The following is a 26,507-nucleotide window of genomic DNA, read 5'->3' as shown; positions in this document are numbered from 1 at the left end:
CGGTACGGTACGGTACGGTACGTACGGTACGTACGTACGTACGTACGTCGTACGTCGTCGTACGTACGCGTGGGTGTGTGTGTGTGGGGCACCCTCTCCGTATATCTCGACCGTCGCCCCCTCATCCCGCTGCCGCGGACTTCTCCCCCTCGGGGAGAAGAAACAAGCGGCATCCGCTCGTCCCAATTTCACGGTTTTGAAGAGTAAAAGACCATGCTGATCAAGCAGACCGACTATCACCGGATTTACCGCGTCATCAACAGCCTGCTCATCAGCCAGAATGCCGATCCCGCCTCGGCCTCCATGTATTTCAGCACCTTCGGCGCCTTTATCCTGCAGCAGCACTACAAGGTGAAGGCCGTGCCGAAGGGCGGGCTTGCGGCCTATAATCTCGGTGGAACGGTCCTGCTATTCGCCGATCACCGTGAAGACGGTTATGTGACGGGTGCGGGTGAGAATTTCCATTGCTGGATCGAGGCGGATGGCTGGGCGATCGATTTCATGGCCCCGGCATTTTCGGAAGGTGCCGGTGGGCTTTCCGTGCCGGCGAAAATGTTCCAGCGGCCGCTTGCCGCCATGGCGGCATCCATCAACGATCTCGGGCAATCCGGCGATTTCTTCTATCGCTCCGAACCCGAAGCCACGGCCAAGCGCTTTGCCGACTGGCACAGGCAGGCGATGATCGGCGATATGGCGAGCGTTGCCGCTAACTGGTTCCGCAAGTCACCGAAACAGATGGCCGCATCGCTTTCGGTAACGGATCGCGACGGCAAGGCGCGGACCGTGCCGCTTTCCGGCCAGATGCTCACCGGAGCATGGTGAAGGCAGATTACGCCGCGCAGTGTCGATCCCGAAGGTTTTGTCAGCAAAAGGTCTTTTGATTTATAGGGGCAATGTTGCTACGCAGACTGGGCTTCAACAGCGACGGGATTGACGTGTTCCTATGGCCGATGACACCATTTCAATAAGCTTCACGCCCGATCCGAAACATGTTCCCGACTATGTCCACGGTTATCAACATCAGGCCTATGAAAATTACAGCATGATTTTCGACAAGTCCTGGAAGCGGCATTTTGCCTCGGCCAGAGCGCATCTATCCTCGTTTGCGGGACTTGCTGCCGGTTTCATCTATTCCTTAAGCCTGCCGTGGTTTCCGGGCGTCTGGCCGGTGGTCGGTTATTGGGTGTTTGCACCCGCACCGTTTGTGGCCCTCGCCATATGGTTCATTATCTGGCGGGGCTCGAGAAAGGAGATGAAATCCTACTACGAGGTCCTGGCACATTGGAATATTGCCAATGATCGGATGTATTCGCCTCACACGGAGGTCGAGATAGGACCCGAGGGTTACAAGCAGGTCACAAGACTGGACACCGTGCAGCTGAGCTGGGCGCGCTACCATCTCGCACTCACGCCGCCCGACAGTCTGGTGCTGGTTTTCCACGGGACGGTGGTTGTCATACCCAACAGCGCCCTGCCGATTGCTGCAAAGGACATCATCGAGAAGATCAATCACTGGTCCGCAGCCCAGCAGAAAGAGCTGCTTCCGTTATCCTGACGCGGCATCTGAAAATAGCGGGATCGTCCGGAAATAGGACGGCCAGCGTGTTCTCGCGGCAGCCGCCTGACGTCAATCAGCAGCCCGACCCCGTTCTAAAGATAACGGCGGTCGCGTCCTGATTGCCTTGTGACATTCCCGCTTCGTTTCGTCCACCGTTCCCGAACAGAATCTCGGGGATCGCCTCATGCAAGTTGAGAACGCGACAGCAGCGGCAGGGATTTTCCCGCCGCGTGGATGACATTGTCGAGGAATTGACGCGATGCCTTTTCCCAGCTGTAGCTTCTGGAAAGCGCAAGCGCCTCCTGCGGCGAACAATGAAGCGCCGCGAGACAGGCATCGCGCAGATTATCATCCAGCGCACCGGCGGCAGGGTTGCCGCCGAGAATGTCGATCGGTCCGGTGACGGGGAAGGCTGCCACGGGCACGCCGCTTGCCAGCGCTTCCAGAATGGTGTTGCCGAAAGTATCGGTCTTGGAGGGGAAAACGAAGACATCGGCCTGCGCATAGGCATCGGCCAGTTCCTCACCGGTCTTGACGCCAGTAAACAGCACGCCGGGATATTTCTCCTGCAACTCGTGGCGGGCAGGCCCGTCGCCGATAACGACTTTCGATCCGGGCAGGTCCAGTTCCAGAAATTCCGGAAGGTTCTTCTCCACCGCCACACGTCCCACCGTCATGAAGATCGGGCGCGGCAGGTCGAAAGGCAGCTTTGCTTTCGGGCGGGGATGGAAAAGCTCGGCGTCGATGCCGCGGCTCCAGCGCTTCAGGTTGCGCACGCCGCGCGCTTCCAGTTCGGTCTCAAGGCTCGGCGTCGCCACCATGCAGGTGTTGCCGCCATTGTGGAACCAGCGCACGAAGGCGTAAAGCCAGCTTTCCGGCACTGGGAAACGCGCCGCCACATATTCGGGAAAGCGGGTGTGATAGCTGGTGGAAAAACGCATGCGGTTCTTCACGCACCAGCGCCGCGCCATGAAACCCAGCGGCCCTTCCGTCGCAATATGCACGAAGGAAGGCTGGCTTTTTTCGATCTCCGCCGCCACACGGCGATAACCGGCAACCGAGAGGCGGATTTCCGGATAGGTGGGGCAGGGGATGCTGTAAAAACTCTGCGGCGTGACCATGCGCACATCGACGCCGAGCCGCGCGAGTTCGGTATTGGTGTTTTCTATGGAGCGAACCACGCCGTTGACCTGCGGGTGCCAGGCATCTGTGACAATCGTGATTCTCGTCATGAAACACTGATCCTGCTCATCTGCGCGCGGGCGAATCCCCATTGCCCGGCTTCTGCCCGTATATGCGGCGTGCGTGTTACAGGATCATGTCAGGGTGTGTGACGGCGGGGAAGCGTGGTTTGCGCGCAGAAGTTTGCGGTTGTCAACGGCGCTCCTTCTTTCCTCATCCCTGTGACAGGCAAAGGAATGAGGGGCGGAGGGGGCTATCCCACCAGCGGAAGGAGCTCGGGGCTGATCAGCGCACCGTGATGGCCGATGACGGTTGCGGCTGCCCTTGCGGCAAAAACGGCGGCTTCCTGCGGCGAACTGCCTGTCACGTAACGGGCGAGAAAGGCACCGTTGAAGCTGTCGCCCGCACTCGTCGTGTCCACCACCTCCACGGCCTCCACCGCCGGCGCATGGCTGCGGCTGCCGCCGAAATCGAGCGTTGCGCCCTTGGCGCCGTCCTTGACGACGACATTGGCGACGCCGAGCGCTCGGTAACGGTCGATGGTGGCTTCCACGGTGGTATCGCCGAAATGGCTGGCTTCGTCATCGAAGCTCGGCATGACAAGCGTTGCGGCGCGCGCGCCGTTGGTGATCGTCTCCAGCATCGTGCCCTTGTCCGTCCACAGACGCGGGCGGATATTCGGGTCGAAGATCACGGGCTTGCCCGCCGCTTTCGCCCGGCGCAGTTCCGCAAGGAAAGTATCTACATCGTGCGGCGAGGCGAGAATGGCGAGGGTGATGCCGGAGAAATAGATGACATCGGCGCTTTCCACCGTCCTGCGCAGGTGGTCTGCATCGGCGGCCAGCTGCCTTGCGGCGGCGGCGTTGCGCCAGTAGCTGAAGGTGCGTTCGCCGTCCTTGAGGTTGATCAGGTAGAGACCGGGCGTGCCGCCCTTGATGCGGCGGATTTTTTCCGTGCCTATGCCGGCATCCGCGATGAAGGTGAGCATGTCTTCAGAGAGAGGATCGTCGCCGAGCGCGGTGAAATAATCAACGGACCAATCTTCGGGCAGGCAGGCGCGCGCATACCAGGCGGTATTGAAGGTATCACCGGCAAAACCCTTGCGCAGCAGCCCGTTGCCGGCCTGCGACAGTTCCACCATACATTCGCCAATCGACAGAAACCGTCCGCCCACGCCGTCATCCTCCCGTTTTTTCCAGCCATGCGGCTTACGACGAGTGCGCGCCGCTGACAAGGGCGGTTCTGGCCGTTTGTGCATGTGCGAAGTTCCGGTTTACGCCGCCGCGATGGCTTTATATTCTCCCGCCAGACACATCAGGAGATTGCCGATGACGCTACCCCATGCCCCGGCCCACAAACCTCAAGCGCAATCGGACTGGTGGAAGGGGGCGGTGATCTATCAGGTCTATCCGCGCTCGTTTCAGGATACGACCGGCGATGGTTACGGCGATCTTGCCGGGGTGACGAAACGGCTGTCCTATATCGCCTCGCTCGGCGTGGACGGCATCTGGCTTTCGCCGTTCTTTACCTCGCCCATGGCCGATATGGGCTATGACGTTTCCGATTATTGCAATGTCGATCCGATGTTCGGCACGCTTGCCGATTTCGATGCGCTGATGGCCGAGGCGCATCGGCTGGGGCTGAAGGTCATCATCGATCAGGTCATCTCCCATACGTCTGACAAACATCCCTGGTTCGTGGACAGCCGCGCCAGCCGCACCAACAGCAAGGCCGACTGGTATGTCTGGGCCAATCCCAAGCCGGATGGCACGGCACCCACCAACTGGCTTTCCGTGTTCGGCGGGCCGGCATGGGAATGGGACGGCTTGCGCAAGCAATATTACATGCACAGCTTCCTCGCCTCGCAGCCGGATCTCAATTTCCACAATCCGGATGTGCAGGACGCTCTTCTGGAAACCGTGCGGTTCTGGCTCGATCGCGGCGTTGACGGTTTCCGGCTCGATACCGTCAACCATTATTTCCACGACAGGCTTCTGCGCGACAACCCGCCGCTTCTCGACGAGGAGAGCTTTGGTCTCGATGCCTCCGACGTCAATCCCTATGGCATGCAGGACCATCTCTACGACAAGACACGGCCGGAAAACGTGGCTTTCCTGAAGCGTTTTCGCGCGCTGCTTGACGACTATGAGGGCCGCGCCACGGTGGGTGAGGTGGGCGACGGGGCACGGTCGCTGAAAACGGTTGCGGCCTATACGTCCGGCAACGACAAGCTCAACATGTGCTATACTTTCGATCTGCTGGGGCCTGATTTCAGCGCAAAACACCTTCGTGGCTCGGTCGAAACTTTCGGCAAAATAGTCAAGGATGGCTGGGTGTGCTGGGCCTTTTCCAATCACGATGTGGTGCGCCACCTCAGCCGGTTTTCCGAAGGCACTGAAGAGCAGACGCGGGTAGCGAAGCTTGCCATCTGCGTTCTCGCCAGCCTGCGCGGCTCGATATGCCTTTATCAGGGAGAAGAACTGGGACTGACCGAGGCGGAACTTGCCTTCGAGGATCTGCGCGATCCCTACGGCATTCGTTTCTGGCCCGCCTTCAAGGGGCGGGACGGATGCCGCACGCCGATGGTGTGGGAGACCGGCAAGCCGAATGCCGGTTTTTCCAGCGCAGAAAAGCCGTGGTTGCCGGTGCCCTATGCCCACGCCATGCAGGCGGTGGATGCGCAGGAGCGCAAGCCGGACTCGGTCCTGAACCACTATCGTGCGGTTTTGTCCTTCCGGAAAGGTCACGGCGTGCTGCGCGATGGCGACATGCACTTCATCAAGACCAATCTCGATGTGCTGGCCTTCACGCGCCAAAAGGGCGATGAAAAACTGCTCTTCGTTTTCAACCTCACCCGCGAACCGGTGGAATTCCCGATACCGAAGGCCATGCGGGTCACCGATATACTGCCGATGCCGGGTTTCGCACCGTTATTCGATGCGGGGATCGTGAAGCTCGAGGGGCTGGATGTGTTTTGTGGGGTCGTTGCATGAGCGGGCAATTTGTCATCGAGACGGCTGACGAAGCATCGCTCGATGAGTGGTCCCTTCTGCGGCACCGCTTGTGGCCCGATGCTTCACCCGCCGAACACCGGGCGGAATTGCAGGACGTCTCCAACAATGAGGTTGGATTTATTGCCCATGATCCGGCGGGCATGGCCATCGGTTTCGCTGAAGCCAGCCTGCGGCATGATTATGTCAACGGATGCGACACCTCGCCTGTGGCGTTTCTCGAAGGCGTTTATGTGGAGGAGGCGTTTCGCAAACAGGGCGTTGCGGCTGCATTGATTGCCGAAGTAACCCGTTGGGCGACCAGCAAGGGTGTGAGCGAGCTTGCTTCCGATGCCGATATTTCCAATGTCGATTCACACCGCATGCATGCGGCGCTGGGATTTGAGGAAACGCAGCGGGTGGTTTATTTTCGCAAGTCTCTGCCTCCGGATTGAGGGTATGGGCACAGCAGAAGATGCAGCGATCTCTGCTGATTACGCATCCTGCTTCCCTCATTCCTGTGCTTGTCACAGGAATCTAGCCAGCCCAAGTCATTGGGCTGAAAAGACTCTCTCGCCGCGCAGACGCGCGTCGACTAGATTCCTGTGACAAGCACAGGAATGAGGAGGTCGGCGCGTCTTATGCGCTTTTACCGTCTTCCGCCGAGGCATTTTCCGCCAATCAGATCAGCGCAAACCGGTCCACATCCACCATGCCCATGTCAGAAATCTTGAGGTGCGGGATGACAGGCAGCGGCAGGAAAGCGACCTGCAGGAAGGGCTCCTCAAGCGTCGTTCCGAGCGCATAGGCTGCCTTGCGCAGGGTGTGCAGCGTGTCGCGCACCGCTTCGTAAGGTTCCAGACTCATCAGGCCGGCAACGGGGAGCGGGATTTCGCCCGTCACCTTGCCATCTTCCACCACGACGAAACCGCCCTTGATTTCGCCGAGCCGGTTGGCGGCCAGCGCCATGTCGTCTTCGTTCACGCCAACGACGCAGATATTGTGGCTGTCATGGCCGACGGTGGAGGCTATGGCGCCTTTCTTCAGCCCAAAACCCTGAACGAAGCCGTTGGCGTGGTTGCCGTTCTTGCCGTGGCGTTCGATGACGGCGACCTTGATGATGTCGTTCTCGAGATCGACGGTGGTCTGGTTGCCATCCGTCGGCAGCCTGTAGCGGCGGTGCTCGGTAATGATCTTGCCGGGAAGCACGCCCATGACCGGGCTTTCGCCTTCCGTGACCGGCACGCCGAAATGCGAGGCGAGCACGGGTCTTGCCTTGACGCTGTCCAGACCGACGGGGGCGACCGGTTTGCGGGTTGCAAACAGCGCGTCATCGACGATCCGGCCGCCGGAAAGCACCATGCTGGCCTTGCAGTTCTGCAGGCTGTCGACCACCACGAGATCGGCGCGCCAGCCGGGCGCAATGAGACCACGATCGCGCAGGCCGAAGGCTTTTGCGGCGGAAATCGAGGCGGCGCGGTAGATGGCGAGCGGCTCCACGCCGCTGGCGATGGCCGTGCGGATCATGTAATCGAGATGGCCCTGTTCGGCGATATCGAGCGGGTTGCGGTCATCCGTGCAGAGCGCCAGATAGGGCGAAAGGCGCTCGGTGATGATTGGCATCAGGGCATGCAGGTCTTTCGAGACCGAGCCTTCGCGCACCAGAATATGCATGCCCTTGCGGATCTTCTCCAGCGCTTCGGCGGCACTCGTGCATTCATGTTCGGTACGGATGCCGGCCGAGAGGTAGCCGTTCAGCGCCGTTCCCGACAGAAGCGGTGCGTGCCCGTCTATATGCTGGCCCTGAAAAGCTTCCAGCTTTGCCATGCATACCGGGTCCTTGTGGATGACGCCCGGGAAATTCATGAATTCGGCAAGACCAATAACCTTTGGATGATCGCGAAATGGCAGCAGCTTTTCGATCGGCAGGTCGGCGCCGGAGGTTTCCAGATGGGTTGCGGGCACGCAGGAGGAGAGCTGCACCCGGATGTCCATGATGGTTTCCATGGCACTGTCGAGGAAGAATTGAAGCCCTTCCGCGCCCAATACATTGGCGATTTCATGTGGGTCGCAGATGGCCGTGGTGACGCCATAGGGCAAAACGCAGCGGTCGAATTCATGTGGGGTGACCAGCGACGATTCGATATGAAGATGAGTATCGATGAAGCCTGGAACCACGATTTTACCGGAAATATCGATTTCCCGGCGGCCACTGTAGCTTTCGCAGGTTCCGACGATGGTATCGCCGCAGATGGCGATATCGGAGGCAACTAGTTCCCCGGTCACGAGATCGAAGAATCGCCCGCCTTTGAGAACAATATCTGCCGGTTCACGGCCTGTACCCTGATCGATGCGTGTTTCAATTTTCGAATTCATGCGGGTTTTCTTCGGCTCCTGGTTTACATCGTATGCGAGAATTTACAGTATTTACATTCTTGGGTTGTTTCTTGATTTATTCATGTTGATTCTTTGTGTTTTAAATATAACGAGAGTAAAAAATTTTCATATTTGTGTTATCTTATATTTAAAGTTCAGCATTTGAATAATTTTGGGAAAGTGTAACTTCATCTTTAAGGGCGGGCCGGTCCTGTGCTGGCGTTTCCAAGATAGCGGTTGAGGTTACCATCCCCGGGAAGGAAAATAAAAGCGTCTGATGCTCAAACGAATTTCCACCCAGCAATTGACTGTTGGCATGTTTATCGAAGCGGTCGAAGGAGCGCTTTCGAACAATGATTTTTTACGGCGGCACCGTTTCCTTTTGCGGCATGAGGAATTGATGCGGCAATTAAAACTGAGCGGCGCCGAAACCATCATCATCAACACGGCCAAGGGAAGCGACGTTGACGGCAGGCCGCGCTCGGGCGCGACCATTCCGCCGAAACCGGAGAATTGCCCGGAAACGATAGCCGCCGTAACCCATGCCGTGCGTTCGGCCGCCGACGCTATAGCCGAGACCTTTGCGGTCGCCGAAGCAGGCGGCTGCGTATCGCTGAAGGGCATGGCGTCCGCGGCGGGCAAGATTTCCGATGCGGTGCAGTCGAGCCCGGCGATCTTCATCGGCGTCACCCGTTTGAAATCGAAAGACGAGACGACCTTCGTGCACTCGGTCTCCGTCAGCGGTTTGATGATCCATTTTGGAAATTATCTCGGGCTGGACAGGGGAACCGTCGATCTGCTCGGCATTAGCGGGCTATTGCACGATATCGGCAAGGTGGAAATTCCCTCGTCGATCCTCAACAAGGCAGAAGGGCTGAGCGCCAGTGAGCGGGAAATCATCAATCTTCACCCGGCTTTTGGACGGGATATATTGTCACGCAATGAACAGATGCCGGCCATGGTTCTCGACGTCTGCTTCAATCATCACGAACGGATAGATGGCGGCGGTTATCCAAGCGGGCGCGTCGGAAACGAAATCAGCCTTTACGCGCGGATCGCGGCAATCTGCGACGTCTATGACGCCGTCACCTCGGTCAGGCCCTACAAGAAGCCATGGACGGCGAATGATGCCCTGACCTGGATGCTGCGCCGGGAAGGCCATTTCGACACGCAGCTTCTGAAGAAATTCGCCCTGTGCATTTCCGCCTCGCTGCCGAGGGGGTAGGCGACCGTAAAAACACGAAGTCCGCAGGCTGCCTTTATCAGGGGAGGATCGGCGACGCTGAAGCAACGCCGCCGATGCAGAATGTTCAGGCCGCCTTCGTCTTCGCCTTGCGGGTCAGATGCACCACGACATTTTCGATCATCCGCATGCCGGCGTCCTGGCCGAGCGTCATAATCGATTCCGGGTGGAACTGAACGGCGGCCACCGGCTCCTTGGCGTGTTCGATGCCCATGATCGTGCCATCCTCGCTTTCCGCCGTGATGATGAAATCACGCGGAAGGGTGGAGGGGTCGGCGAAGATCGAGTGGTAACGGCCAACGGTCACTTCCTTGCCGAGACCGGAGAAGACGAGACCCGGTTCCAGCACGCGGATGCGCGATGGCTTGCCGTGCATCGGCACCGCAAGCTGGCGAAGCTCGCCGCCATAGGCTTCCGCCAAGGCTTGAAGGCCGAGGCAGACGCCGAAGATCGGCAGTTCGCGGGCGCGGGCCGCCTTGATCGTCGCCTTGCAGTCGAAATCCGTTGGGCTGCCCGGTCCGGGAGAGAGCACGACGAGATCGGGCTGGAAGCGATCGAAGACCTCTGCCGCAACCGGCGTTCTGACTGTCGACACCGTTGCGCCGGTCTGGCGGAAATAATTCGCCAGCGTATGAACGAAGCTGTCCTCGTGATCGACCAGCAGGATCTTGACGCCGTTACCCACCTTGGCGGCGTCACGCTTGGTGGCGGCGGCGTTGGTGCCTTTGGCATCGCGAATGGCTGATATCATGGCGGAGGCTTTCAGCTCGGTTTCGGCTTCTTCTTCCTGCGGATTGGAATCGTTGAGCAGCGTCGCGCCCGCACGCACCTCGGCAATGCCGTCCTTGATGCGGATGGTGCGCAGCGTCAGCCCCGTATTCATGTCACCGTTGAAACCGACCATGCCGATTGCGCCGCCATACCAGGCGCGCGGGCTCTTTTCATGGCCTTCGATGAAGCGCATGGCCCAGAGTTTCGGCGCACCGGTGACAGTGACGGCCCAGGCGTGGCTGAGGAAACCGTCAAAGGCGTCCATGTCATCGCGCAGGCGGCCTTCAATGTGGTCCACCGTGTGGATGAGGCGCGAATACATCTCGATCTGGCGGCGGCCGATGACCTTTACCGAACCCGGTTCGCAGACGCGGCTCTTGTCGTTACGGTCCACATCCGAACACATGGTGAGTTCGGATTCGTCCTTCTTCGAATTCAGCAGTTTCAGGATCTGCTCGCTATCGGCAATCGGATCGTCGCCGCGCTTGATGGTGCCGGAAATCGGGCAGGTCTCGATGCGGCGGCCGGAGACGCGTACGAACATTTCCGGCGAGGCGCCAACCAGATATTCCTGATGGCCGAGATTGATGAAGAAGGAATAGGGCGAAGGATTGATCGCCTTCAGGCGGCGGGAGATCGCCGACGGATTGCTTTCACAACGCTCCATGAATTTCTGGCCGGGAACGACTTCGAATAGATCGCCGCGGCGGAAGCTTTCCTTGGCTTTCACCACCAGTTCGGAATATTCGCCGGGACGGTGATCGCCCTTGGGCGGGATGGTATCGGTGGTTTTGAACGGGTCGGGTGTGATCTCCGAGGATTTGCCGTCCGTCGTCACGCCGGCCTTTTCGAAATCGTAACGGTCGATCCAGGCCTTGGCGGAATAGTGATCAACGACGAGGATTTCGTCGGGCAGGAACAGAACCATGTCGCGCTGGTCTTCCGGGCGCGCCAGCGACAGCTTGATCGCATCGAACTGGAAGGCGAGATCGTAACCGAAGGCGCCGAACAGGCCGATGGCCGAATCCGCATTCGAATAGAAGAGGTCGACGATGGCGCGCAGCGCCGTGAAGACGGTCGGGATTTTCGAACGCTCTTCTTCGGTGAAAACGCGGTCCGGTTCGTTGACGGTGAGATCGAGACGGCGCGTGGCGGAAGCGCCGAGGGTAAGATCGGGCGTGCCCTTCAGCTTTTCGGTGATGAAGGAAAGCAGCACTTCGCCGCGACCATTATAGGCCTCGATCCACATCTTGCGGCCGAAACAGGAAATGCCGAGCGGTGGATCGACGATGGCCGTATCCCAGCGTGTGTAACGGCCCGGATATTCGTAGTTGGACGAAAAAACCGCGCCGCGATGGGAATCTAGCTTTTCGATATAGTTATCGATGGCGCTGGTGTAATCGGCGGGCCGGCGCTTTCGGCTGACCTTGATGCCGCCTTTCGTCTCGTAGGTTTCCGCTCCGTCATCCTGAATGATCGTTACCATTTCTTTCGCACTTCCCGTTGTTCAGGCCCGATGACAGGCGGCAGAATAACAAAAAAGCCGCCTGAAAATTCGGGCGGCTTGGACTTTGTCTGAAGACATGACTGGTCAAGGCCGCGTAAAGCTGCTCCACCACCAGTTAGCAATGTTCATAGACACGATGTTCATGGGAAAATTGTTAGCGTGCACAATTGGCCTTGGCAAGGGGATTCCGACGGCGGAATGAACCTTACCGGGCGCCGTCGCGTTCCTGCCCTGCCGAAACGGTCAGGAGTGCCCCGCAAAATGCTTCATCGTCTGTGTCTTTTGGTGATCAGCCTCACATTGATTTCCGCTTCCGAACCGCCGCCGCAGGTGCCGGTGCCGCAACCGAAACCGGTTGAGGGGAAAGCTCCCGCCGGGGCGGAAAAACCGATGGAAGAGGATACGCAAAAGCCTGCTGAAGCACCAAAGCCCGCCCCAAAACCGGAGATGCCGAAAGAGCAGCAACCCGATGGCAAGGAGTTGCCAGCCGGGAAGGGCTCCGACGGTGCGAAGAATGAGGGGGAGCGCAAGGAAGACAAAGAGGGAGAGCGCCAGAAGCCGGCTGAGGAGGCGGCAAAACCGGAGGAGAAACAGGCCGAACCGGTGAAGCCGGAAGATCCGGCCGCGCTGCAGGCCTGCCTTGGTGCCTTGAAGGAGATCGGTGCGGAGTTCAAGCAGCTTGAACCGATCCGGGATGAGGAGCAGGGCTGCGGCATTGAAGCGCCGATCGAGCTTTCCGTGGTCCTGCCGGGCATCAAGCTCGAGCCATCGGGCACCATGCGTTGTGAAACCGCCCTTGCACTATCGCGCTGGACCAGGGAGATGATGCTGCCGGCGGCGGCTCTCGCTTTGCCGGAGAAGAAGGTGACGGCGATTGCCAATGCCTCGACCTATATTTGCCGCAACCGCAACAGTGCTGAAAACGGCAAGATTTCCGAGCACGCAAAGGGCAATGCCGTGGATATTTCTACCATTGCCTTCGACAAGGGCGAGCCGCTGGTGATGAAGCCGCGCGGTGAGGATGGAACGCCCGAAGGCGCTTTCCAGCGCGCCATCACGGCAGCCGCCTGCCTGTTTTTCCGCACCGTTCTTTCCCCCGGCAGTGACGCCACCCATCAGGACCACCTGCATCTCGACGTGCTGGAACGGAAGGGCGGCTATCTCTATTGCCGCTGATAAAAAAGGGCGACCCGAAGGCCGCCCCGACTGGAGATGATGTTTCTGACCCGTCTTAGAACTTCTGGGTCAGGGAGATTTTGAAGGTGCGGCCTGCTTCCGTGTAGAAGTCGACTGGCTGGTTGACGCTGCTGACGGTGTTGGGATTGACGTCGCGAACGCCGACCGCATTCCAATATTGCCTGTCGAACAGGTTGTAGATGCCAGCCTGAATGCGCAGACCCTTGGTCTGTTCGGGCTCCCACCATCCGGTCAGGTTGAAGATGCCGTAACCGGGTGCGTCAAAGGTGGTCGCCACCTTGTCGTCGCGCATTCCCGAGGAGAAGATGCCGGTAAATTCCGTGCCCCATGTCTCCTGGGCGTAACCCACGCCAAGGACGGATTTGAACGGCGCGACCGTACGGATGAATTCGTTGGTGTCGGTATCCTTGCCATAGGCATAAGCAAGCGAGGCATGGGCGAAGAAGCCGTTTGCGAGTTCCTTGCGGACCTTGGCTTCCACACCGGAGATTTCGACATTGGCGCGGTTACGATAGGTGAAGAGCGAGCCGTTGCCCCTGCCGCCGAAGCCGGGGAAGAGGGTGGTCGAGGTCGTGTATTGCTCGATGAAGTTCTTGTATTTGTTGTGGAACAGCGTCATGCTTCCCGTGAGGTCCCCAGATGCGTAGTTCGCGCCGATTTCAAAGCCATTGCTGGTTTCGGGGTTGAGAGCAGAGTTGCCGACCACAGCATAACCGGAGCTGATGTTCGAGAAGTTCAGGTACAATTCGTTGATCGTCGGCGCACGATAGGCCATCGACCATTGGGCGAAGAGCTGGAGTTCCGGCGTGACGTCATAGGTAGCAAGCAGTTTCGGCGAGAAACGTGAGCCGCTATTGCCGCTCGGCAGGCCGAAGGTGTTGTAACCGCTGTTGCTGGATACAGAGCCATCCGGATCGTAATCGTAGGAGTCGAAGCGCAGGCCGGGGGTGAGGCGGAAGCCGTTGCCAAATGCGATTTCGTCATCGAGATAAAGGCCGAGGCTCTTGCCGCTGACGTCAGGCATGTCCGACTGCGAGGACGAGGTCACTCCGGCCGTGTTGGCGAAAAGCTCCTGGCTGAAATCGGTGGTCATGGCGTTGCCGCCGAAGCGCACCGTATGTTGCACACCACCGAGTTCGAAACCGGATTCAAGGCCGCCGACGATGCCGAAAGCGCTGTTGCGCATGCTGTCTTCGCGAATATAGAGCGAATTGTTGGTCAGGCGATCGCCCGCGCCGGATTCCTTGGAGAGGCGTGTCCAGTAAAGCGAAAGATTGGCGGCATCGATGAAGCCGTCGGTCGAGGGCGCCTCATATTCGTAGTCGAGCGATACGCGGTCGCGTTCCGTGTCCTCATAACCCCTGTAATCACCGATCCGGTAGGTCGATCCCGAAACGCTAACGCCCTGCAGGGTCTTCATGTCGCTGCGGTTTCTCAGCGAATAACGCTCGGCCGTCAGGCCGATGCGGTGGCCGCCTTCCAGATCCTGACGGATCTTGAACATCAGGTTGCTTTCATAGGTGTCGGCGGGGTTGGGCTTAGTGCGGCGTGTTCCGTAAATGTCGGCGCTGCCCTTGTTGTCCGTCTCGTTGCCGCGCTTGTAGGACCCCTGGAACAGGACCGAGGTGTTCTCGATCTTCTTGGCGACGGCGAGCGAGCCGCCGACGCTTCTATCTTCGCTGTCATAGGTGGTCTTGGCAACGCCGCCCCAATCCTTGCCTTCGCCGATCAGGTCTTCCGGCTCGAGCGTGCGCAGCACCAGCGCACCGCCAAGAGCGCCGGAGCCGATGCGGCTGGAATCAGCGCCGCGCACCACGTCGACCGTCGAAAGCGATGAAAAATCAAAGCTTGAATTCGTATTGCTCAAGGTGGTGGTGGCCTGACCCTGGCGGGCGAAGTTTTCGAAGAAAGGAACGGGGATATTGTCGATCAGCGTTACGACACGTGCGCCGCCGAGGCCGCGAATGAACAATCCGCCGGGCCGGCCGGGCTTGGAATCCACGTAATCGACGCCCGGCTCGGTCGAGTTGCCGAGATCCTTGATGCTACCGATGTCCTTCTCGCGGATGTCTTCGGCCGTGGTCTGGCTCGCCAGCGGCGTGTCGGCAGCGGCATTGGCGCTTTTAACGCGCTTGCCCTTGACCACGATCTTTTCGAGCGTGGTGGCGCCGTTCGCCTGCGAAGCGGCATCCTGGGCAAATGCTGGGCCGGCAAGCGGTAGAAGAGACATGGCGGTGCACAAAAGCAGCGTGGAATGCTTGCGCGAGATGGACATTAAATACCCCCGGATAGGCGCGCGCATAAACCACGGCGCGCAAAAACGCGCCGCGCCTTCTGTCGCGGCTGAAACTGTTTTGATTTGTTACGGGCAAGCCGATAAGCGAGGACTAAAAAACATGACGATAACTGTCAACATATTATATATGACTTTTTACATCATGTTTTAAAGCATAACAGTACGTTGCAAAAATGTGACGCTTCACCATGCCGCATCCAAAGCGGCAGATAGGGGCGAAAACGCCGCCATGCGGCCAAAGTCCCGACATTGCCGCTTGCTAGGATATTCGCAGCCAGTTTAGATGGCGACATAAAGAATGCCCTAACAATAAACAGATCATTAATCGGATACGGAAATGAAGTCTCTTGAACTGCTCGTCGAGCGGATCATTCTCTCCAGCCGCTGGCTGCTCGTTGTATTTTATCTCGGGCTTGTCGCGGCGCTGGCGGTTTACGCCTTCTCCTTCACGCTCAAGTTCCTGAAGGTTGCGAAAAACGTCTTCACCTACGATGAAGCGGACATGATCCTCGCCATGCTCGGGCTGATCGATGCGGCGCTGGTCGCCAGCCTCATCGTGATGGTGATGATCTCCGGCTACGAGAATTTCGTCAGCCGCTTCGATCAGGCGGATGACGAAGTTTCGTTTCTGGGCAAGCTCGACTCGGGCAGTCTGAAAATCAAGGTCGCCTCGTCGATCGTGGCGATTTCGTCGATCCATCTGCTGCAGATCTTCCTCAATGCCAGCCAGTATACGGACAGCCAGCTGATGTGGTTCACCATCATCCATCTGGCTTTTGTTGTTTCGGCGGTCATGCTCGGCTTCCTGGAAAAACTGATGGCCAAGCCGAAGGACAAATCTGAGAAACAGGTCATTTGATGAAGGTGGTCCGCTGAATATGAAGGTCGAAACCGTGTCTGCCCGCGCCGTATGTCCCATGCTTCGGCGTATCCCGGCCCCCCTTGGTGGCGGTGCCTGAATGCCGAAGACGGAGCGCCAGGCCAGCCTTTGCCGGGATCTGTCGGCTGCCGCCGACAGGCAGCAATGGCTGGTGGCGCTCCAGGCGGTGATGCAGGCTTTCGGCTATTCCCATGTGACCCTTCTCAGATTGCCGGGCTTCGGCAACGCCCAGGCCTTGCCGACGGTGGTGGAAAGCAGTCTGCCGGTCTGGGTCGTGAATGCGATGACCAAGAACGGTGCGCTTGGCGATTGCCCGGTCATCAAGCGCGGCGCCTCTTCGATGATGCCGCAATATTGGTCGCTCGATGATGCGGAGCTTGCCTGTGAGTCGCTGGCGGAGGCGGGGGCCTCGCTCAGCAGCATAGGCATCACTTCCGGTCTCATGGTGCCGGTCAACGGCATGAACGGATATCGTCATCTGATGAATTTCGCCGGCGACCGCGATGCCCTGTCGCAGGCCTCGCTCAACGAACTGGGTATGATCGCCCTGCATGCGCTCGAAGCCTATGACCGCCTTTGCCGAAGCGGCTTCAAAGGCCCGTCACCGCTGACGAAGCGGGAGCTCGAGGTGGTGCGCTGGACGGCGCAGGGAAAGACGTCGGTGGAAATCGCCGAGCTTCTGTCCATTTCGGAACACACCGTCAACGCCTATCTGAACAACGCCATGCGCAAACTGGATTGCGTCAACCGCACGCAACTGGTGGCCAAGGCCATACGCCAGCGCCTGATAGATTGAGCCGGCCGCAGGGCCGGCACCGTTAGCGGTCGAGAACCGAGCGGAGTTCGACGAGGTTCGAGCGAACCCGCAGAACGTAAAAACCCATGGTGGCGAGATGCGATGGCATGATCCAGCCGCTTTCCTCGCCGTTGGAAATGATCGCCGGCTGGATGCGCAGCGCCGCACGGGTCTGGAGCAGCGTGTCGTTCCACAGATTGGTCAGGTTGCGTTCGCGGATAACCTGCGCGAAGTCCGATCCGGCGGCGGAAAGCACGCCGTAATAGCCATAGAGCTGGCCATAGGCGAACCAGAAACGGTCATCGGCACGGGTATCGAACCAGCCGCCATTATAGTTTTCCGACCGCTCGCGCAGAATGGCGGATGTCGAACCGATATCGCCGGCAATGCGATCGATAAACTGGATAAGGTTGTCGGCGCGGGTATCGAAGACGGCCTTGCAGGCGGTCAGTTCGCCATTGAAGGCCTGGAAGCTGCGGATGGCGGCGCGATAATAGCTGGGCGTTGGCGTCTTCGGGCCAAAGGGATCAAGACCGAAATACCAGGAATATTCGCTGAACTGCATGTTGCCACGCGCTTCCTGGAGATTGTTGTTGATGCCGGAGGTTCCGCGAACGCGGCCGAGCGTATCCACCAGTTCCACCGAGGTGCGGCGCACGGCCTGGTTCACGCCGCGCTGGAAGGACGCCTTGTTGTCGAGAAACGGCGTGCTGTCCCAGTCCATGCCGAAAAGGCCGAGGCGATAGAGCAGCATGGAGGAAATCCATGCGTTCTGGTTGACGTTGAAATCGGTGAGATCGGCAGCGGCATCGACGATGGCCGAGCGCTGGCACACTGGCGCTGAGGTGTTTGCGGCAGCGCCGGTTGCACCGGCGGGTGCAGCGGGGTTCGCGGCCGGCAATTCCTGTCCGGGCGGCACGGTGCGTTCGGCAAGCTTGTAACGGGAAATGTAATCCGGGTCGAAATTGCTCCAGACCTGCGTTTGCCAGACAAAATATCCGTAGAAGCCGGCAAGGAGAATGAGCACCAGAGCGATTGGGCCCTTTACGATCCAGTTGCGGCCGCTATACCAGCCATGGGCGGCCATGAAAGGCCATAAAAGCCAGGCGACGACGAGACCGGCGGCCCTGCCGATGGCGCTGAAGGCTGCCTGAATCAAAGCGGTGATCCGGTCGATCATGTCGTCATAGTCTCCTCTGCCCGTGGGGCTGGATACCGCCCGGAAAAGCTGCATCCTCGCCGCGCGTTCCCGGCATTTCATCAAACCGCGGTCATTTACTGCCTTGCAGATATGTCCCGCTCACCCGGGATACAACATGATTGCGAAACTTTTCTCAACCTGTGGTCCGCGCCAGCCGTTCCGGTATTCACAGCAGGCTTAACCGAACATCACCGGCCGCGGACAGTTGAGGATGCTCTTAGAGGCCGAGCCTGGCGATCTCGGCATTCAGCCGGTCGCGTGCCTTTTTCGGCAGTTTGCCATTCTTGAGGGCGTCCAGATTGGCCGGCGCGGCATCACCGACAACGACGAGCGCGACCATGCCCATGCCGAGATGCGGCGTGCATTTGATGACGTAGGCGCCTTCCTTCTCCACCGTCACCTTCACGGCCTCGTTCATTTTACCCTTGAAGTCAGCAGCACCCTCGGGGATCATTTCCTTGATAGCTGCCGCATCATGGCCCTTGTCGACGGGGACGAAGGTAATGGTGTCGCCGACGGCCGCCTTGATGCTTGCCGGTTCAAACACCATCGCCTGGCCGTCGCTGCCCTTGTTGAGCATCTTCACCTCGATGTCCGCCGAGAGGGCGGGAAAGGCAAAAAGGCCGGCTGCGATGACGAGGCCGGTTATAATGGCAGTTTTGTTGTGCATATCTTTTGCTCCTGGGAGAAGGCACATCCACGCGAATGTGTCTTTGCGGTCTTAGCGCGGGAGCGGGCGGGTCATCCTTGCGAAAAATCAAATGCGGCAACCGGACGCAGGGTCAGAGTGTTTTCGCTTTTCTTCGAATCGAGAAAACACTCTAACTCTTTGTTAGTCGCACTTCCGGGCGGAAGACCGGGGGCACTTTGCGTGGAAATACTCTATTCGCCCTTGACCGTTTCCACCCAGTGGCGGCGGCAGAAGGAGACATATTTTTCGTTGCCGCCGACATCGATCTGCGCGCCTTCCCTGACCACATTGCCTTCATTGTCGAAGCGGGCGACCATCGTCGCCTTGCGGCCGCAATGGCAGATGGTGCGGATTTCGCGAAGCTCGTCGGCAATGGCGAGCAGTTCCCTGGAGGCCGGGAAGAGCTTGCCCTGAAAATCCGTGCGCAGGCCATAGGCCATGACGGGGATGTTCAGCCGATCGGCAATGCCGGCAAGCTGCCAGACGTGGTGTTCGGACAGAAAATTGGCTTCATCGACAAAAACGCAGGCGACCGGCGCTTCGGCGTGCAGGGCCGATACTTCGGAAAAAATATCGGTGTTTTCATCGAAGGTGCGGGCGTCGGAAGACAGGCCGATGCGTGAGGCGACGCGGCCGACGCCCGCCCGGTCGTCAAAGGCGGCCGTGAAAATCAGGGTGCGCATACCGCGCTCCTGATAATTATAGGATGCCTGCAGCAGCATGGTCGATTTGCCGGCGTTCATCGCCGCATAATTGAAATAGAGTTTTGCCATTATCCACTCCCGGAGCGCCTTGCAGGGCTGCTCCAACCTCTTCAATCGGCACATCGCGTTCCGCAGAATCGATGCCAGTCTATAAGCCGATGCTGTATTGAGCGTCTTTTGACGGCGAAGAAGCGGGTTGAAAAGTGCCGAGGCAGGAAAAACACAGATTTCCGCAACCTGCCATTTCCCGCATCATCGGGCTGAAACCGCCTAATTTGCGCGTTTTGTCGCAAACGGTGCGCCAAAGCACGCAAATGCACGCGAGTTGATTGTGTCCGGCAGATATTGATAATGGCAAGGGAACGAAAAAACAGGGAGCAAGCGAATGTTTGCAAATAGAAGTCGCTGTCTGGCTTTGGCCGCAGCAATCTCCGTCATGACGTTCAGCGCGGCCGGTGCCGCGGAGCCGGCAAGTTGCGGCACGGTGCGTTTCTCCGATGTGGGCTGGACCGACATCACCGCCACGACGGCGACCGCCACGGTACTCCTGAAAAGCCTTGGTTATGAAACCGACGTCAAGCTTCTTTCGGTACCCGTGACCTACACTTCGCTGAAGAACAAGGACATCGATGTCTTCCTGGGCAACTGGATGCCGACCATGGAAGGCGACATCGCGCCTTACCGTGCCGACAAGTCGGTTGAAACGCTGCGTGAAAACCTGACGGGTGCGAAATATACGCTTGCGACCAATGCCAAGGGTGCCGAACTCGGCATCAAGGATTTCAAGGACATCGCCGCCCATAGCGCTGATCTCGGCGGCAAGATCTATGGCATCGAGCCGGGCAATGACGGCAATCGCCTGATCCTTGACATGGTGTCCAAGGACAGTTTCGGTCTGAAGTCATTCGAGGTGGTCGAGTCGTCCGAACAGGGGATGCTCTCCCAGGTGGCCCGCGCCGAAAAATCCGGTGAGCCCATCGTCTTCCTCGGCTGGGAACCGCATCCCATGAATGCGAATTTCAAGCTGACCTATCTGACCGGCGGTGACGACGTCTTCGGCCCCAATCTCGGCGGTGCGACGATCCATACCAATGTCCGCAAGGGTTACGTCGAGGAATGCCCGAATGTCGGTGCTTTCCTCAAGAACCTGCAATTTTCCCTGCCCATGGAAAACGAGATCATGGGCAAGATCCTGAATGACGGCCTTGAAGGCGAGGCGGCTGCAACCGCCTGGCTGAAGGCCAATCCGGCGGCGATCGAGCCCTGGCTCGCCAACGTCAAGACCAAGGACGGCAGCGCTGACGCCCTGCCTGCTGCCAAGAAGGCTCTCGGCCTCTAAGCTGCAAGACGATGCATGACTGTATCCGGCCTGCGCGGCGGGCCGGATCAGCGGGAAATAACGATGCCCATGCATGACCTTGCCTGTGAATTTTCAGACATTGAAGGTCATGCGCCAGCACCGCGTCCGGCAGTTCCGCTGCCGGCCGTCATTTCTGCATTGGAGCAATTCCGGTGAAACGGGATGACGATGCTCCGTTTCTTTGTTGTCTGCGCAATTCCGGACGCAAAACCGCTCTGCACTTTTGCCGGAATTGTTTTAGTTCACGAAAGGTCTTTTCTTACCGTGGAATGGCTCAGCGCTCCTGAAAACCGCCTGCCCGTCGGCCGATATGCCAAGGAGGCCATTGACTGGCTGACCGGCAATCTCGCTTTTTTCTTCGATTGGCTTTCCTTCATTTTCCAAAGCGTCATCAATGCCCTGCTTTTCGTTTTGCAGGCGCCGCATCCGCTTGTCATCGTCGCGATCCTGACGGCTCTCTCGGCCTGGACGCGCCGCTCCGTCGGCATGCCGGTCTTCACGGCGCTCGGCCTTCTGCTCATCATCAATCTCGGATACTGGAAGGCGACGACGGAAACGCTGGCGCTGGTCATTGCCGCGAGCGCCGTGTGCATGATCATCGGCATACCGCTCGGCATTTTGGCGGCGCGGCGCAAGTGGATTTATGCCGGCATGCGCCCGGTACTGGACCTGATGCAGACGATCCCAACCTTCGTTTATCTCATTCCGGCGCTGGTGCTGTTCGGTCTTGGCATGGTTCCGGGTCTCATTGCCACCGTCATCTTCGCCATTCCGGCACCCGTGCGGCTCACCCGTCTCGGCATCGTCTCGACGCCGCCGGCGCTGGTGGAGGCGGCCGTCGCCTTCGGTGCCACGCCATCGCAGGTGCTGCGCAAGGTGGAGCTTCCCTTCGCCGCGCCACAGATCATGGCCGGCCTTACCCAGACGATCATGCTTTCGCTGTCGATGGTGGTGATTTCCGCCCTCGTCGGCGCCAATGGTCTCGGCGTACCCGTGGTGCGCGCCCTGAATACCGTCAACATCGCCATGGGCTTCGAAGCGGGACTGTGCATCGTCATACTGGCGATCGTTCTGGACCGGCTTTTCCGTCTTCCCGGCGCGGAGGATGATCTATGAGCGACGCCATCATCTTCGGAAATGTCGATATCGTCTTCGGCGACCGGCCCGACGCGGCGCTGCCGCTGATCGACAAGGGCAGCACGCGTGACGAGATCAATACCGAAACCGGACTGGTTCTCGGTGTCGCCAATGCTTCGCTCTCGGTCAGCGAGGGCGAGATACTCGTGCTGATGGGGCTTTCCGGCTCGGGCAAGTCGACCCTGCTCAGGGCCGTCAACGGGCTTGCGCCGGTGGTGCGCGGCAATGTCGGCGTGAAGACCAAGTCAGGCTATGTCGATCCCTATCGCTCGACGGCGAAAGCGCTACGCGACCTGCGCATGCACACGGTCTCCATGGTCTTCCAGCAATTCGGCCTTCTGCCCTGGCGCAATGTGGCCGACAATGTCGGTTTCGGGCTCGAGCTTTCCGGCGTGCCGGAAGCCGAGCGCAAGCGCATGGTGGCCGAGCAGCTGGAACTGGTGAACCTGTCCGCTTGGGCCGACCGCAAGGTGGGAGAGCTCTCCGGCGGCATGCAGCAACGTGTGGGGCTGGCGAGAGCCTTTGCCACCGGCGCGCCCATTCTTTTGATGGACGAGCCGTTCTCCGCGCTCGACCCGCTCATCAGAAGCCGCCTGCAGGACGAGCTTCTGGAGTTTCAAAGCCGGCTGAAGAAGACCATTCTCTTCGTCAGCCACGATCTGGACGAGGCATTCCGCATCGGCAACCGCATCGCCATGATGGAAGGCGGGCGCATCATCCAGTGCGGCACACCGCAGCAGATCGTCAGGCAGCCCGCCACGCAATATGTCGCGGATTTCGTGCAGAACATGAACCCGATCTCGATGCTGACCGCGGCTGACGTGATGAAGCCGGGTGTGGATGAGCGAAACGGCCGGCTGAATGTGGCTGCCACTGCCCGCCCATCATCGCCGCTGATCGACATTCTCGATGCACTTGCGAAACATTCCGGCGCAATCGGCATCGTCGACAACGGTGCTATCGTCGGCACGATTTCAGCCGATGAAGTTGTGGCCGGACTGACCCGTCACCGCAAAAAATAATATTGCATCCAGCCTGAAACACAAAAAGGGGCCTTCCATAACGGAAGGCCCCTTTTTGTGTTTCAGGTGTTTCTTGCTGCGCAAGCTATACCTTCCCACAGTAGCAAAGAATATTTTTATCGGCATAAGTTATGCATTAAAATAATTGCTAATAAAAATCATATTGCAAACTTAGAGAAAATTGCGCAAAGTTAATCTAGATTCTGTTGCTCGCTGCTAAATTTAAGGTGGTAAAAGATTGTGGCCTTAAAATCCGGCATTGGGAATCAGATTTCGACGCTCAACTTTTGATCGTTTGTTGCTTATAAATACTGCCGCTAATACATATCTTTATTGCTGAATTGACAAAAAACAGGCAAAAAGCTGATAATTTGGTCACAGTGTCTTAAGTAAATAACCAGTGAAGAATAGTCTTTGAAAGGGACACGATATAAGCAAGATTTAGGTATATACAACGTATCAACCGAATTATAAAAACATCTTTTGGAACACCTATAATAGCCACCATGACCGTCTTTTTGACTGTCATCAGGAGACTTGAGCGTATGGATAACCAATCTCTGTCGGAACATAGCATCGCCGCTGCAGACTTGCTCTCAGCGATGGCGAATCCCAAGCGCCTGATGATCTTATGTACGCTGGTGGATACGGAAGTGCCGGTCGGTGTTCTCGCCTCACAGGTTGGTCTCAGCCAGTCCGCTCTCTCGCAGCATCTTTCGAAATTGCGTGCGCAGCGGCTGGTAAAGACACGACGGGACGCGCAGACCATTTATTATTCCAGCAATTCCGAATCCGTCAAAAAGATCCTCGCTTCACTCGAGGAAATTTATTGCCAGGCGCAGAAGAGCAGCAAGACTGCCGCCTGATCCCACGGCCATCATTAAAGGCCCGGCGGCCCTAATCCGTTGAAACCGGCGCACGACGCCGGTTTTTCGTTTTCTGGCCCATCGTCCATTTTGATTGGTAAAAACGACCGGGTGAACAGATCACGCCAAGGACGGTCTTCAGGGTTGTGACGCCGCCAATATCTGCTGCTTGAGCCGGCTTGCCGCGGCTGCATAACCGCCGTCTGCGCCGTCCACGAAATGCATGTGGTCCTTCGACAGCGGGGAAGGCACGATACAGGTCATCAAGGCGGCGTCCTGCTCGTGCAGGCCGAAATAACAGGTTCCGGAGATACGTCCCGATTCCAGCCGCGCGCGGATTTTTTCGAGCCTGATGGCGTCTATATCCACCGTCATCTTCAGGCCGTCGTCGAATTTCCTGAAATCGGTGTTGCTGGCAACCGAGCGCCTGTAACGATCCGCATTAAATCGTCCGAGCGACAGTCCCGTCAAACCGAGGAGATTGACGAGAAAGCTTTCGCCGAGGATGCGGAGCGAACGGCGTATCTTGCCCCAGCTATCGTGATATGCCGCCCCGGCCCGGGCTTCGAGGCCGAGCCCCTCCCGCACGAAGCCGAGTTTCGGCCCATCCTCCGGCACAGGGTGGCCATGTCTTGGATCCTGTTCGGCCAGATCGACAAGATCGATGACGAGCTGGCGGAATGCCGGCATATCCCGTGAGGGGCCGGGCACGGCGATGACAGACACCACCTTGCCATGGGTTGCTGGAATGGGGTTCCAGCGGCATGAGAGCCCGGTCAGGTCTGGCCGCCCGCCTGTCGTTGCTGCGGGGAGAGCATATTGCCCCTCCTTCATCCGCGCTTCCGCCCAGCTGTTGCCGCCGCCCGAAAACATCGCATAGGACACATCCTCGCTCGCCTGGAAGCGGGCGACCCTGATATCGAAGCCGTTGTCGCGGATATCCTCTATGGGAACCAGCGCCACCCGCATTGCGAGGCTGAGGTCGTCCTTGACCCAGCGCTGCACGTTGGAAAGCGCGATGCCCGCAATAGATAGCCCGTCTGGCGGCACTGCGACGGCGGCGCCATCGCCGCCGAAAACGAAGGGCAGGTCGTGGCGCCCGAGGCTGTTGGAGATGCTGGAAATGACGGCGGCGCCCGCCATGTTGACGGCCTTGTATCTGCCGGTGCCGATTGCCGAGGTCGAATCGATGATGTCGGCAATGGCCAGCCCCCATCCCGGCGGCAGGGCGCGATAAAGCGCCGGGTCGGCCACGTCCTCAAAATGCTGGAAGACGGGCAGGCCCGTCAGAAATTCGTCGTCTGCTGCGATCATGGCGTATTATCCCTGAGCCGCGGCCAAACGCAAAGGATTTACGCTGTCCCTCATTCGTTTCGATGACGCGATCTTGGCCAGCTTCGCGATTGATTTACCGCGAATAGACCTTATCCAGCAAAGGTGACTTGCATAAATCATCAAACCTTCCGTATGAGTTGAGTTGAAGGCTCGGAATTCAAACATGGAACGGGTTTTCGCCGGGAGGCGTCCGATAAGTTTCACTCGGTCGACGCCCAAGGCGCTCATCGGGTCCGCGACCCCCTATCCAAGGAGACACCAGGATGAAACTGAAGACATTGACCAGCGTGACGCTCGCAGCGTCCTTCGCATTCGCACCACTTGCCCATGCCGAAATCGTCATCGGCCTGATTGCGCCCCTGACCGGTCCTGTCGCCGCCTATGGCGACCAGGTCAAGAACGGCGCTCAGACGGCAGTCAATGAAATCAACAAGAAGGGCGGCATTCTCGGAGAACAGGTTGTTCTGAAGCTCGCCGATGACGGCGGTGAGCCGAAGCAGGGCGTTTCCGCTGCCAACCAGCTCGTTGCCGAAGGCATCCACTTCGTGGTCGGTCCGGTCACATCCGGCGTCGCCATTCCTGCATCGGATGTCTTTGCTGAAAACGGCGTCCTGATGATCACGCCGACGGCGACCGCGCCGGGCCTGACGAACCGTGGCCTTGCCAATGTTTTCCGTACCTGCGGCCGTGACGACCAGCAGGCAGAGGTTGCAGCGAAATACGTGCTTGGCAACCTCAAGGACAAGAAGATCGCCATCATTCACGACAAGGGCGCTTACGGCAAGGGTCTGGCGGATGCCTTCAAGACGACGCTGAATGCCGGCGGCGTTACCGAAGTTCTCTACGATGCCCTGACGCCCGGCGAAAAGGACCTCGGCGCGCTGACGGCCCGCCTGAAGTCTGAAAATGTCGACATCGTCTATTTCGGCGGTTACCACCCGGAAGCCGGTCTTCTTGTGCGCCAGCTGAACGATATCGGCGCCAAGGCTGCCGTTATCGGCGGTGACGGCCTCTCGAACAGCGAGTTCTGGAACATCGGCTCGAAGGCCGGCGAAGGCACGATCTTCACCAATGCTTCCGACGCGCTGAAGAATGACGATTCCAAGGCCGCCGCCGAGGCGCTGAAGGCCGCCAATATTCCCGCGGAAGCCTTCACGCTTAACGCCTATGCCGCCGTCGAAGTGCTCAAAGCAGGCATCGAGAAGGCTGGCAGCGCCAAGGATTCCGAAGCGGTCGCCACTGCTCTGAAAAGCGGCGATGCTTTCGCAACCGCAATCGGCAAGGTCACCTATGGCGAAAACGGCGACCTGACGTCGCAGGCCTTCTCGCTCTACAAGTGGCAGGACGGCAAGATCGTCGCCGCCGAATAAGGCGATAAGTACCGGCCGCACCCGC

22 protein-coding genes are annotated in these 26,507 nt (G+C 58.7%); 13 read left to right on the top strand and 9 right to left on the bottom strand.

Going from position 1 to position 26,507, the window contains the following annotated elements:
• Window positions 1-213: 213 nt before the first annotated feature.
• Together AGR13A_RS11310 and AGR13A_RS11305 are read left to right on the top strand one after the other, a co-directional pair.
• On the top strand, window positions 214-822 hold the full coding sequence (locus tag AGR13A_RS11310; protein WP_080835556.1) for a DUF2026 family protein: 609 nt from the start codon (window positions 214-216) through the stop codon (window positions 820-822).
• Window positions 823-943: 121 nt separating this feature from the next.
• The gene (locus tag AGR13A_RS11305) at window positions 944-1,555 is read left to right on the top strand and encodes a hypothetical protein (RefSeq protein WP_167377472.1); all 612 of its coding nucleotides are present in this window, start codon (window positions 944-946) and stop codon (window positions 1,553-1,555) included.
• Window positions 1,556-1,740: 185 nt separating this feature from the next.
• Here AGR13A_RS11305 and AGR13A_RS11300 read toward each other — a convergent pair whose 3' ends face one another.
• Both AGR13A_RS11300 and AGR13A_RS11295 read right to left on the bottom strand, forming a co-directional pair.
• Window positions 1,741-2,790, bottom strand: a complete 1,050-nt coding sequence (locus tag AGR13A_RS11300; RefSeq protein ID WP_080836772.1) for a bifunctional monoglucosyl/glucuronosyl diacylglycerol synthase — start codon at window positions 2,788-2,790, stop codon at window positions 1,741-1,743.
• Between the two features lie 203 nt (window positions 2,791-2,993).
• Window positions 2,994-3,914, bottom strand: coding sequence for a sugar kinase (locus AGR13A_RS11295; protein WP_167377471.1), 921 nt, complete (start codon window positions 3,912-3,914; stop codon window positions 2,994-2,996).
• Window positions 3,915-4,068: 154 nt separating this feature from the next.
• Between AGR13A_RS11295 and bglA the strand changes: the two genes are divergently transcribed.
• The gene (gene bglA, locus AGR13A_RS11290; protein WP_080835552.1) at window positions 4,069-5,733 is read left to right on the top strand and encodes a beta-galactosidase BglA; all 1,665 of its coding nucleotides are present in this window, start codon (window positions 4,069-4,071) and stop codon (window positions 5,731-5,733) included.
• Entirely contained in the window at window positions 5,730-6,185 is a 456-nt protein-coding gene (gene aac(6') / locus AGR13A_RS11285) for an aminoglycoside 6'-N-acetyltransferase (protein ID WP_080835549.1), read from the top strand. The genes bglA and aac(6') overlap by 4 nt, the downstream gene beginning before the upstream one ends.
• A gap of 226 nt (window positions 6,186-6,411) precedes the next feature.
• Here aac(6') and ade read toward each other — a convergent pair whose 3' ends face one another.
• Window positions 6,412-8,106 carry an adenine deaminase gene (gene ade, locus AGR13A_RS11275; RefSeq protein WP_080835546.1) on the bottom strand — a complete coding sequence of 565 codons (1,695 nt, stop codon included), beginning with the start codon at window positions 8,104-8,106 and terminating at the stop codon, window positions 6,412-6,414.
• A 277-nt stretch (window positions 8,107-8,383) separates the two neighbouring features.
• On the opposite strand from ade, the gene AGR13A_RS11270 reads away from it, so the two are divergent.
• Complete coding sequence (locus AGR13A_RS11270) at window positions 8,384-9,331, top strand: HD-GYP domain-containing protein (RefSeq protein WP_080835541.1); 948 nt, start codon at window positions 8,384-8,386, stop codon at window positions 9,329-9,331.
• Window positions 9,332-9,416: 85 nt separating this feature from the next.
• Here the strand turns inward: AGR13A_RS11270 and AGR13A_RS11265 are convergent, their stop codons facing one another.
• Window positions 9,417-11,606, bottom strand: coding sequence for an anthranilate synthase (locus AGR13A_RS11265; protein ID WP_080835538.1), 2,190 nt, complete (start codon window positions 11,604-11,606; stop codon window positions 9,417-9,419).
• A 282-nt stretch (window positions 11,607-11,888) separates the two neighbouring features.
• Here AGR13A_RS11265 and AGR13A_RS11260 point away from each other — a divergent pair, with 282 nt between their 5' ends.
• Window positions 11,889-12,803 (top strand): extensin-like domain-containing protein, encoded by a 915-nt coding sequence (locus AGR13A_RS11260; RefSeq protein WP_080835536.1) that lies wholly within the window; start codon window positions 11,889-11,891, stop codon window positions 12,801-12,803.
• Window positions 12,804-12,858: 55 nt separating this feature from the next.
• Here the strand turns inward: AGR13A_RS11260 and AGR13A_RS11255 are convergent, their stop codons facing one another.
• Window positions 12,859-15,099 (bottom strand): TonB-dependent hemoglobin/transferrin/lactoferrin family receptor, encoded by a 2,241-nt coding sequence (locus AGR13A_RS11255; RefSeq protein ID WP_080835533.1) that lies wholly within the window; start codon window positions 15,097-15,099, stop codon window positions 12,859-12,861.
• 358 nt (window positions 15,100-15,457) lie between these two features.
• On the opposite strand from AGR13A_RS11255, the gene AGR13A_RS11245 reads away from it, so the two are divergent.
• Entirely contained in the window at window positions 15,458-15,979 is a 522-nt protein-coding gene (locus AGR13A_RS11245; protein ID WP_080835526.1) for a TIGR00645 family protein, read from the top strand.
• A gap of 100 nt (window positions 15,980-16,079) precedes the next feature.
• A complete protein-coding gene (locus tag AGR13A_RS11240) occupies window positions 16,080-16,796 on the top strand; it encodes a helix-turn-helix transcriptional regulator (protein ID WP_080835523.1) in 717 nt (238 codons plus the stop codon).
• Between the two features lie 22 nt (window positions 16,797-16,818).
• On the opposite strand, the gene AGR13A_RS11235 is transcribed toward AGR13A_RS11240, so the two are convergent.
• The 3 genes from AGR13A_RS11235 to AGR13A_RS11225 all read right to left on the bottom strand — a co-directional run bounded on the left by AGR13A_RS11235 (window position 16,819) and on the right by AGR13A_RS11225 (window position 19,461).
• Window positions 16,819-17,976, bottom strand: a complete 1,158-nt coding sequence (locus AGR13A_RS11235) for a DUF2333 family protein (protein WP_035220700.1) — start codon at window positions 17,974-17,976, stop codon at window positions 16,819-16,821.
• A 238-nt stretch (window positions 17,977-18,214) separates the two neighbouring features.
• The gene (locus tag AGR13A_RS11230; protein ID WP_080835520.1) at window positions 18,215-18,667 is read right to left on the bottom strand and encodes a pseudoazurin; all 453 of its coding nucleotides are present in this window, start codon (window positions 18,665-18,667) and stop codon (window positions 18,215-18,217) included.
• Between the two features lie 212 nt (window positions 18,668-18,879).
• Window positions 18,880-19,461: a thymidine kinase gene (locus AGR13A_RS11225; protein WP_035220701.1), complete on the bottom strand. Its 582-nt coding sequence runs from the start codon at window positions 19,459-19,461 to the stop codon at window positions 18,880-18,882.
• A 367-nt stretch (window positions 19,462-19,828) separates the two neighbouring features.
• Between AGR13A_RS11225 and AGR13A_RS11220 the strand changes: the two genes are divergently transcribed.
• The 4 genes from AGR13A_RS11220 to AGR13A_RS11200 all read left to right on the top strand — a co-directional run bounded on the left by AGR13A_RS11220 (window position 19,829) and on the right by AGR13A_RS11200 (window position 23,777).
• Window positions 19,829-20,731 carry a choline ABC transporter substrate-binding protein gene (locus AGR13A_RS11220; protein ID WP_374701174.1) on the top strand — a complete coding sequence of 301 codons (903 nt, stop codon included), beginning with the start codon at window positions 19,829-19,831 and terminating at the stop codon, window positions 20,729-20,731.
• 285 nt (window positions 20,732-21,016) lie between these two features.
• Window positions 21,017-21,868 (top strand): choline ABC transporter permease subunit, encoded by an 852-nt coding sequence (choW, locus tag AGR13A_RS11215; protein ID WP_003494524.1) that lies wholly within the window; start codon window positions 21,017-21,019, stop codon window positions 21,866-21,868.
• A complete protein-coding gene (choV, locus tag AGR13A_RS11210) occupies window positions 21,865-22,911 on the top strand; it encodes a choline ABC transporter ATP-binding protein (RefSeq protein WP_035220141.1) in 1,047 nt (348 codons plus the stop codon). Before choW ends, choV begins: the two co-directional genes overlap by 4 nt.
• A 545-nt stretch (window positions 22,912-23,456) precedes the next feature.
• Window positions 23,457-23,777, top strand: a complete 321-nt coding sequence (locus AGR13A_RS11200; RefSeq protein ID WP_003524068.1) for an ArsR/SmtB family transcription factor — start codon at window positions 23,457-23,459, stop codon at window positions 23,775-23,777.
• A gap of 138 nt (window positions 23,778-23,915) precedes the next feature.
• Here the strand turns inward: AGR13A_RS11200 and AGR13A_RS11195 are convergent, their stop codons facing one another.
• On the bottom strand, window positions 23,916-25,091 hold the full coding sequence (locus AGR13A_RS11195) for a DUF3095 domain-containing protein (RefSeq protein ID WP_080835517.1): 1,176 nt from the start codon (window positions 25,089-25,091) through the stop codon (window positions 23,916-23,918).
• A 284-nt stretch (window positions 25,092-25,375) separates the two neighbouring features.
• Between AGR13A_RS11195 and AGR13A_RS11190 the strand changes: the two genes are divergently transcribed.
• Window positions 25,376-26,482 (top strand): branched-chain amino acid ABC transporter substrate-binding protein, encoded by a 1,107-nt coding sequence (locus tag AGR13A_RS11190; RefSeq protein ID WP_035220144.1) that lies wholly within the window; start codon window positions 25,376-25,378, stop codon window positions 26,480-26,482.
• Window positions 26,483-26,507: the final 25 nt, after the last annotated feature.

The organism is Agrobacterium genomosp. 13 str. CFBP 6927, from assembly GCA_900012615.1.
GTDB lineage: Bacteria > Pseudomonadota > Alphaproteobacteria > Rhizobiales > Rhizobiaceae > Agrobacterium.
Note: the sequence above shows the minus strand (reverse complement) of the source record. Positions and strands in the feature narration are given on the sequence as shown.

Bases quoted from the DNA above. Each gene is read 5' to 3' on its own strand.
- AGR13A_RS11225 (WP_035220701.1), bottom strand. From the start codon at position 19,461: ATGGCAAAACTCTATTTCAATTATGCGGCGATGAACGCCGGCAAATCG.
- ade (WP_080835546.1), bottom strand. From the start codon at position 8,106: ATGAATTCGAAAATTGAAACACGCATCGATCAGGGTACAGGCCGTGAA.
- AGR13A_RS11300 (WP_080836772.1), bottom strand. From the start codon at position 2,790: ATGACGAGAATCACGATTGTCACAGATGCCTGGCACCCGCAGGTCAAC.
- AGR13A_RS11235 (WP_035220700.1), bottom strand. From the start codon at position 17,976: ATGATCGACCGGATCACCGCTTTGATTCAGGCAGCCTTCAGCGCCATC.
- AGR13A_RS11255 (WP_080835533.1), bottom strand. From the start codon at position 15,099: ATGTCCATCTCGCGCAAGCATTCCACGCTGCTTTTGTGCACCGCCATG.
- AGR13A_RS11245 (WP_080835526.1), top strand. From the start codon at position 15,458: ATGAAGTCTCTTGAACTGCTCGTCGAGCGGATCATTCTCTCCAGCCGC.
- AGR13A_RS11230 (WP_080835520.1), bottom strand. From the start codon at position 18,667: ATGCACAACAAAACTGCCATTATAACCGGCCTCGTCATCGCAGCCGGC.
- AGR13A_RS11270 (WP_080835541.1), top strand. From the start codon at position 8,384: ATGCTCAAACGAATTTCCACCCAGCAATTGACTGTTGGCATGTTTATC.
- AGR13A_RS11195 (WP_080835517.1), bottom strand. From the start codon at position 25,091: ATGATCGCAGCAGACGACGAATTTCTGACGGGCCTGCCCGTCTTCCAG.
- AGR13A_RS11200 (WP_003524068.1), top strand. From the start codon at position 23,457: ATGGATAACCAATCTCTGTCGGAACATAGCATCGCCGCTGCAGACTTG.
- AGR13A_RS11310 (WP_080835556.1), top strand. From the start codon at position 214: ATGCTGATCAAGCAGACCGACTATCACCGGATTTACCGCGTCATCAAC.
- AGR13A_RS11305 (WP_167377472.1), top strand. From the start codon at position 944: ATGGCCGATGACACCATTTCAATAAGCTTCACGCCCGATCCGAAACAT.
- choV (WP_035220141.1), top strand. From the start codon at position 21,865: ATGAGCGACGCCATCATCTTCGGAAATGTCGATATCGTCTTCGGCGAC.
- AGR13A_RS11260 (WP_080835536.1), top strand. From the start codon at position 11,889: ATGCTTCATCGTCTGTGTCTTTTGGTGATCAGCCTCACATTGATTTCC.
- bglA (WP_080835552.1), top strand. From the start codon at position 4,069: ATGACGCTACCCCATGCCCCGGCCCACAAACCTCAAGCGCAATCGGAC.
- AGR13A_RS11265 (WP_080835538.1), bottom strand. From the start codon at position 11,606: ATGGTAACGATCATTCAGGATGACGGAGCGGAAACCTACGAGACGAAA.
- AGR13A_RS11190 (WP_035220144.1), top strand. From the start codon at position 25,376: ATGAAACTGAAGACATTGACCAGCGTGACGCTCGCAGCGTCCTTCGCA.
- AGR13A_RS11220 (WP_374701174.1), top strand. From the start codon at position 19,829: ATGACGTTCAGCGCGGCCGGTGCCGCGGAGCCGGCAAGTTGCGGCACG.
- AGR13A_RS11240 (WP_080835523.1), top strand. From the start codon at position 16,080: ATGCCGAAGACGGAGCGCCAGGCCAGCCTTTGCCGGGATCTGTCGGCT.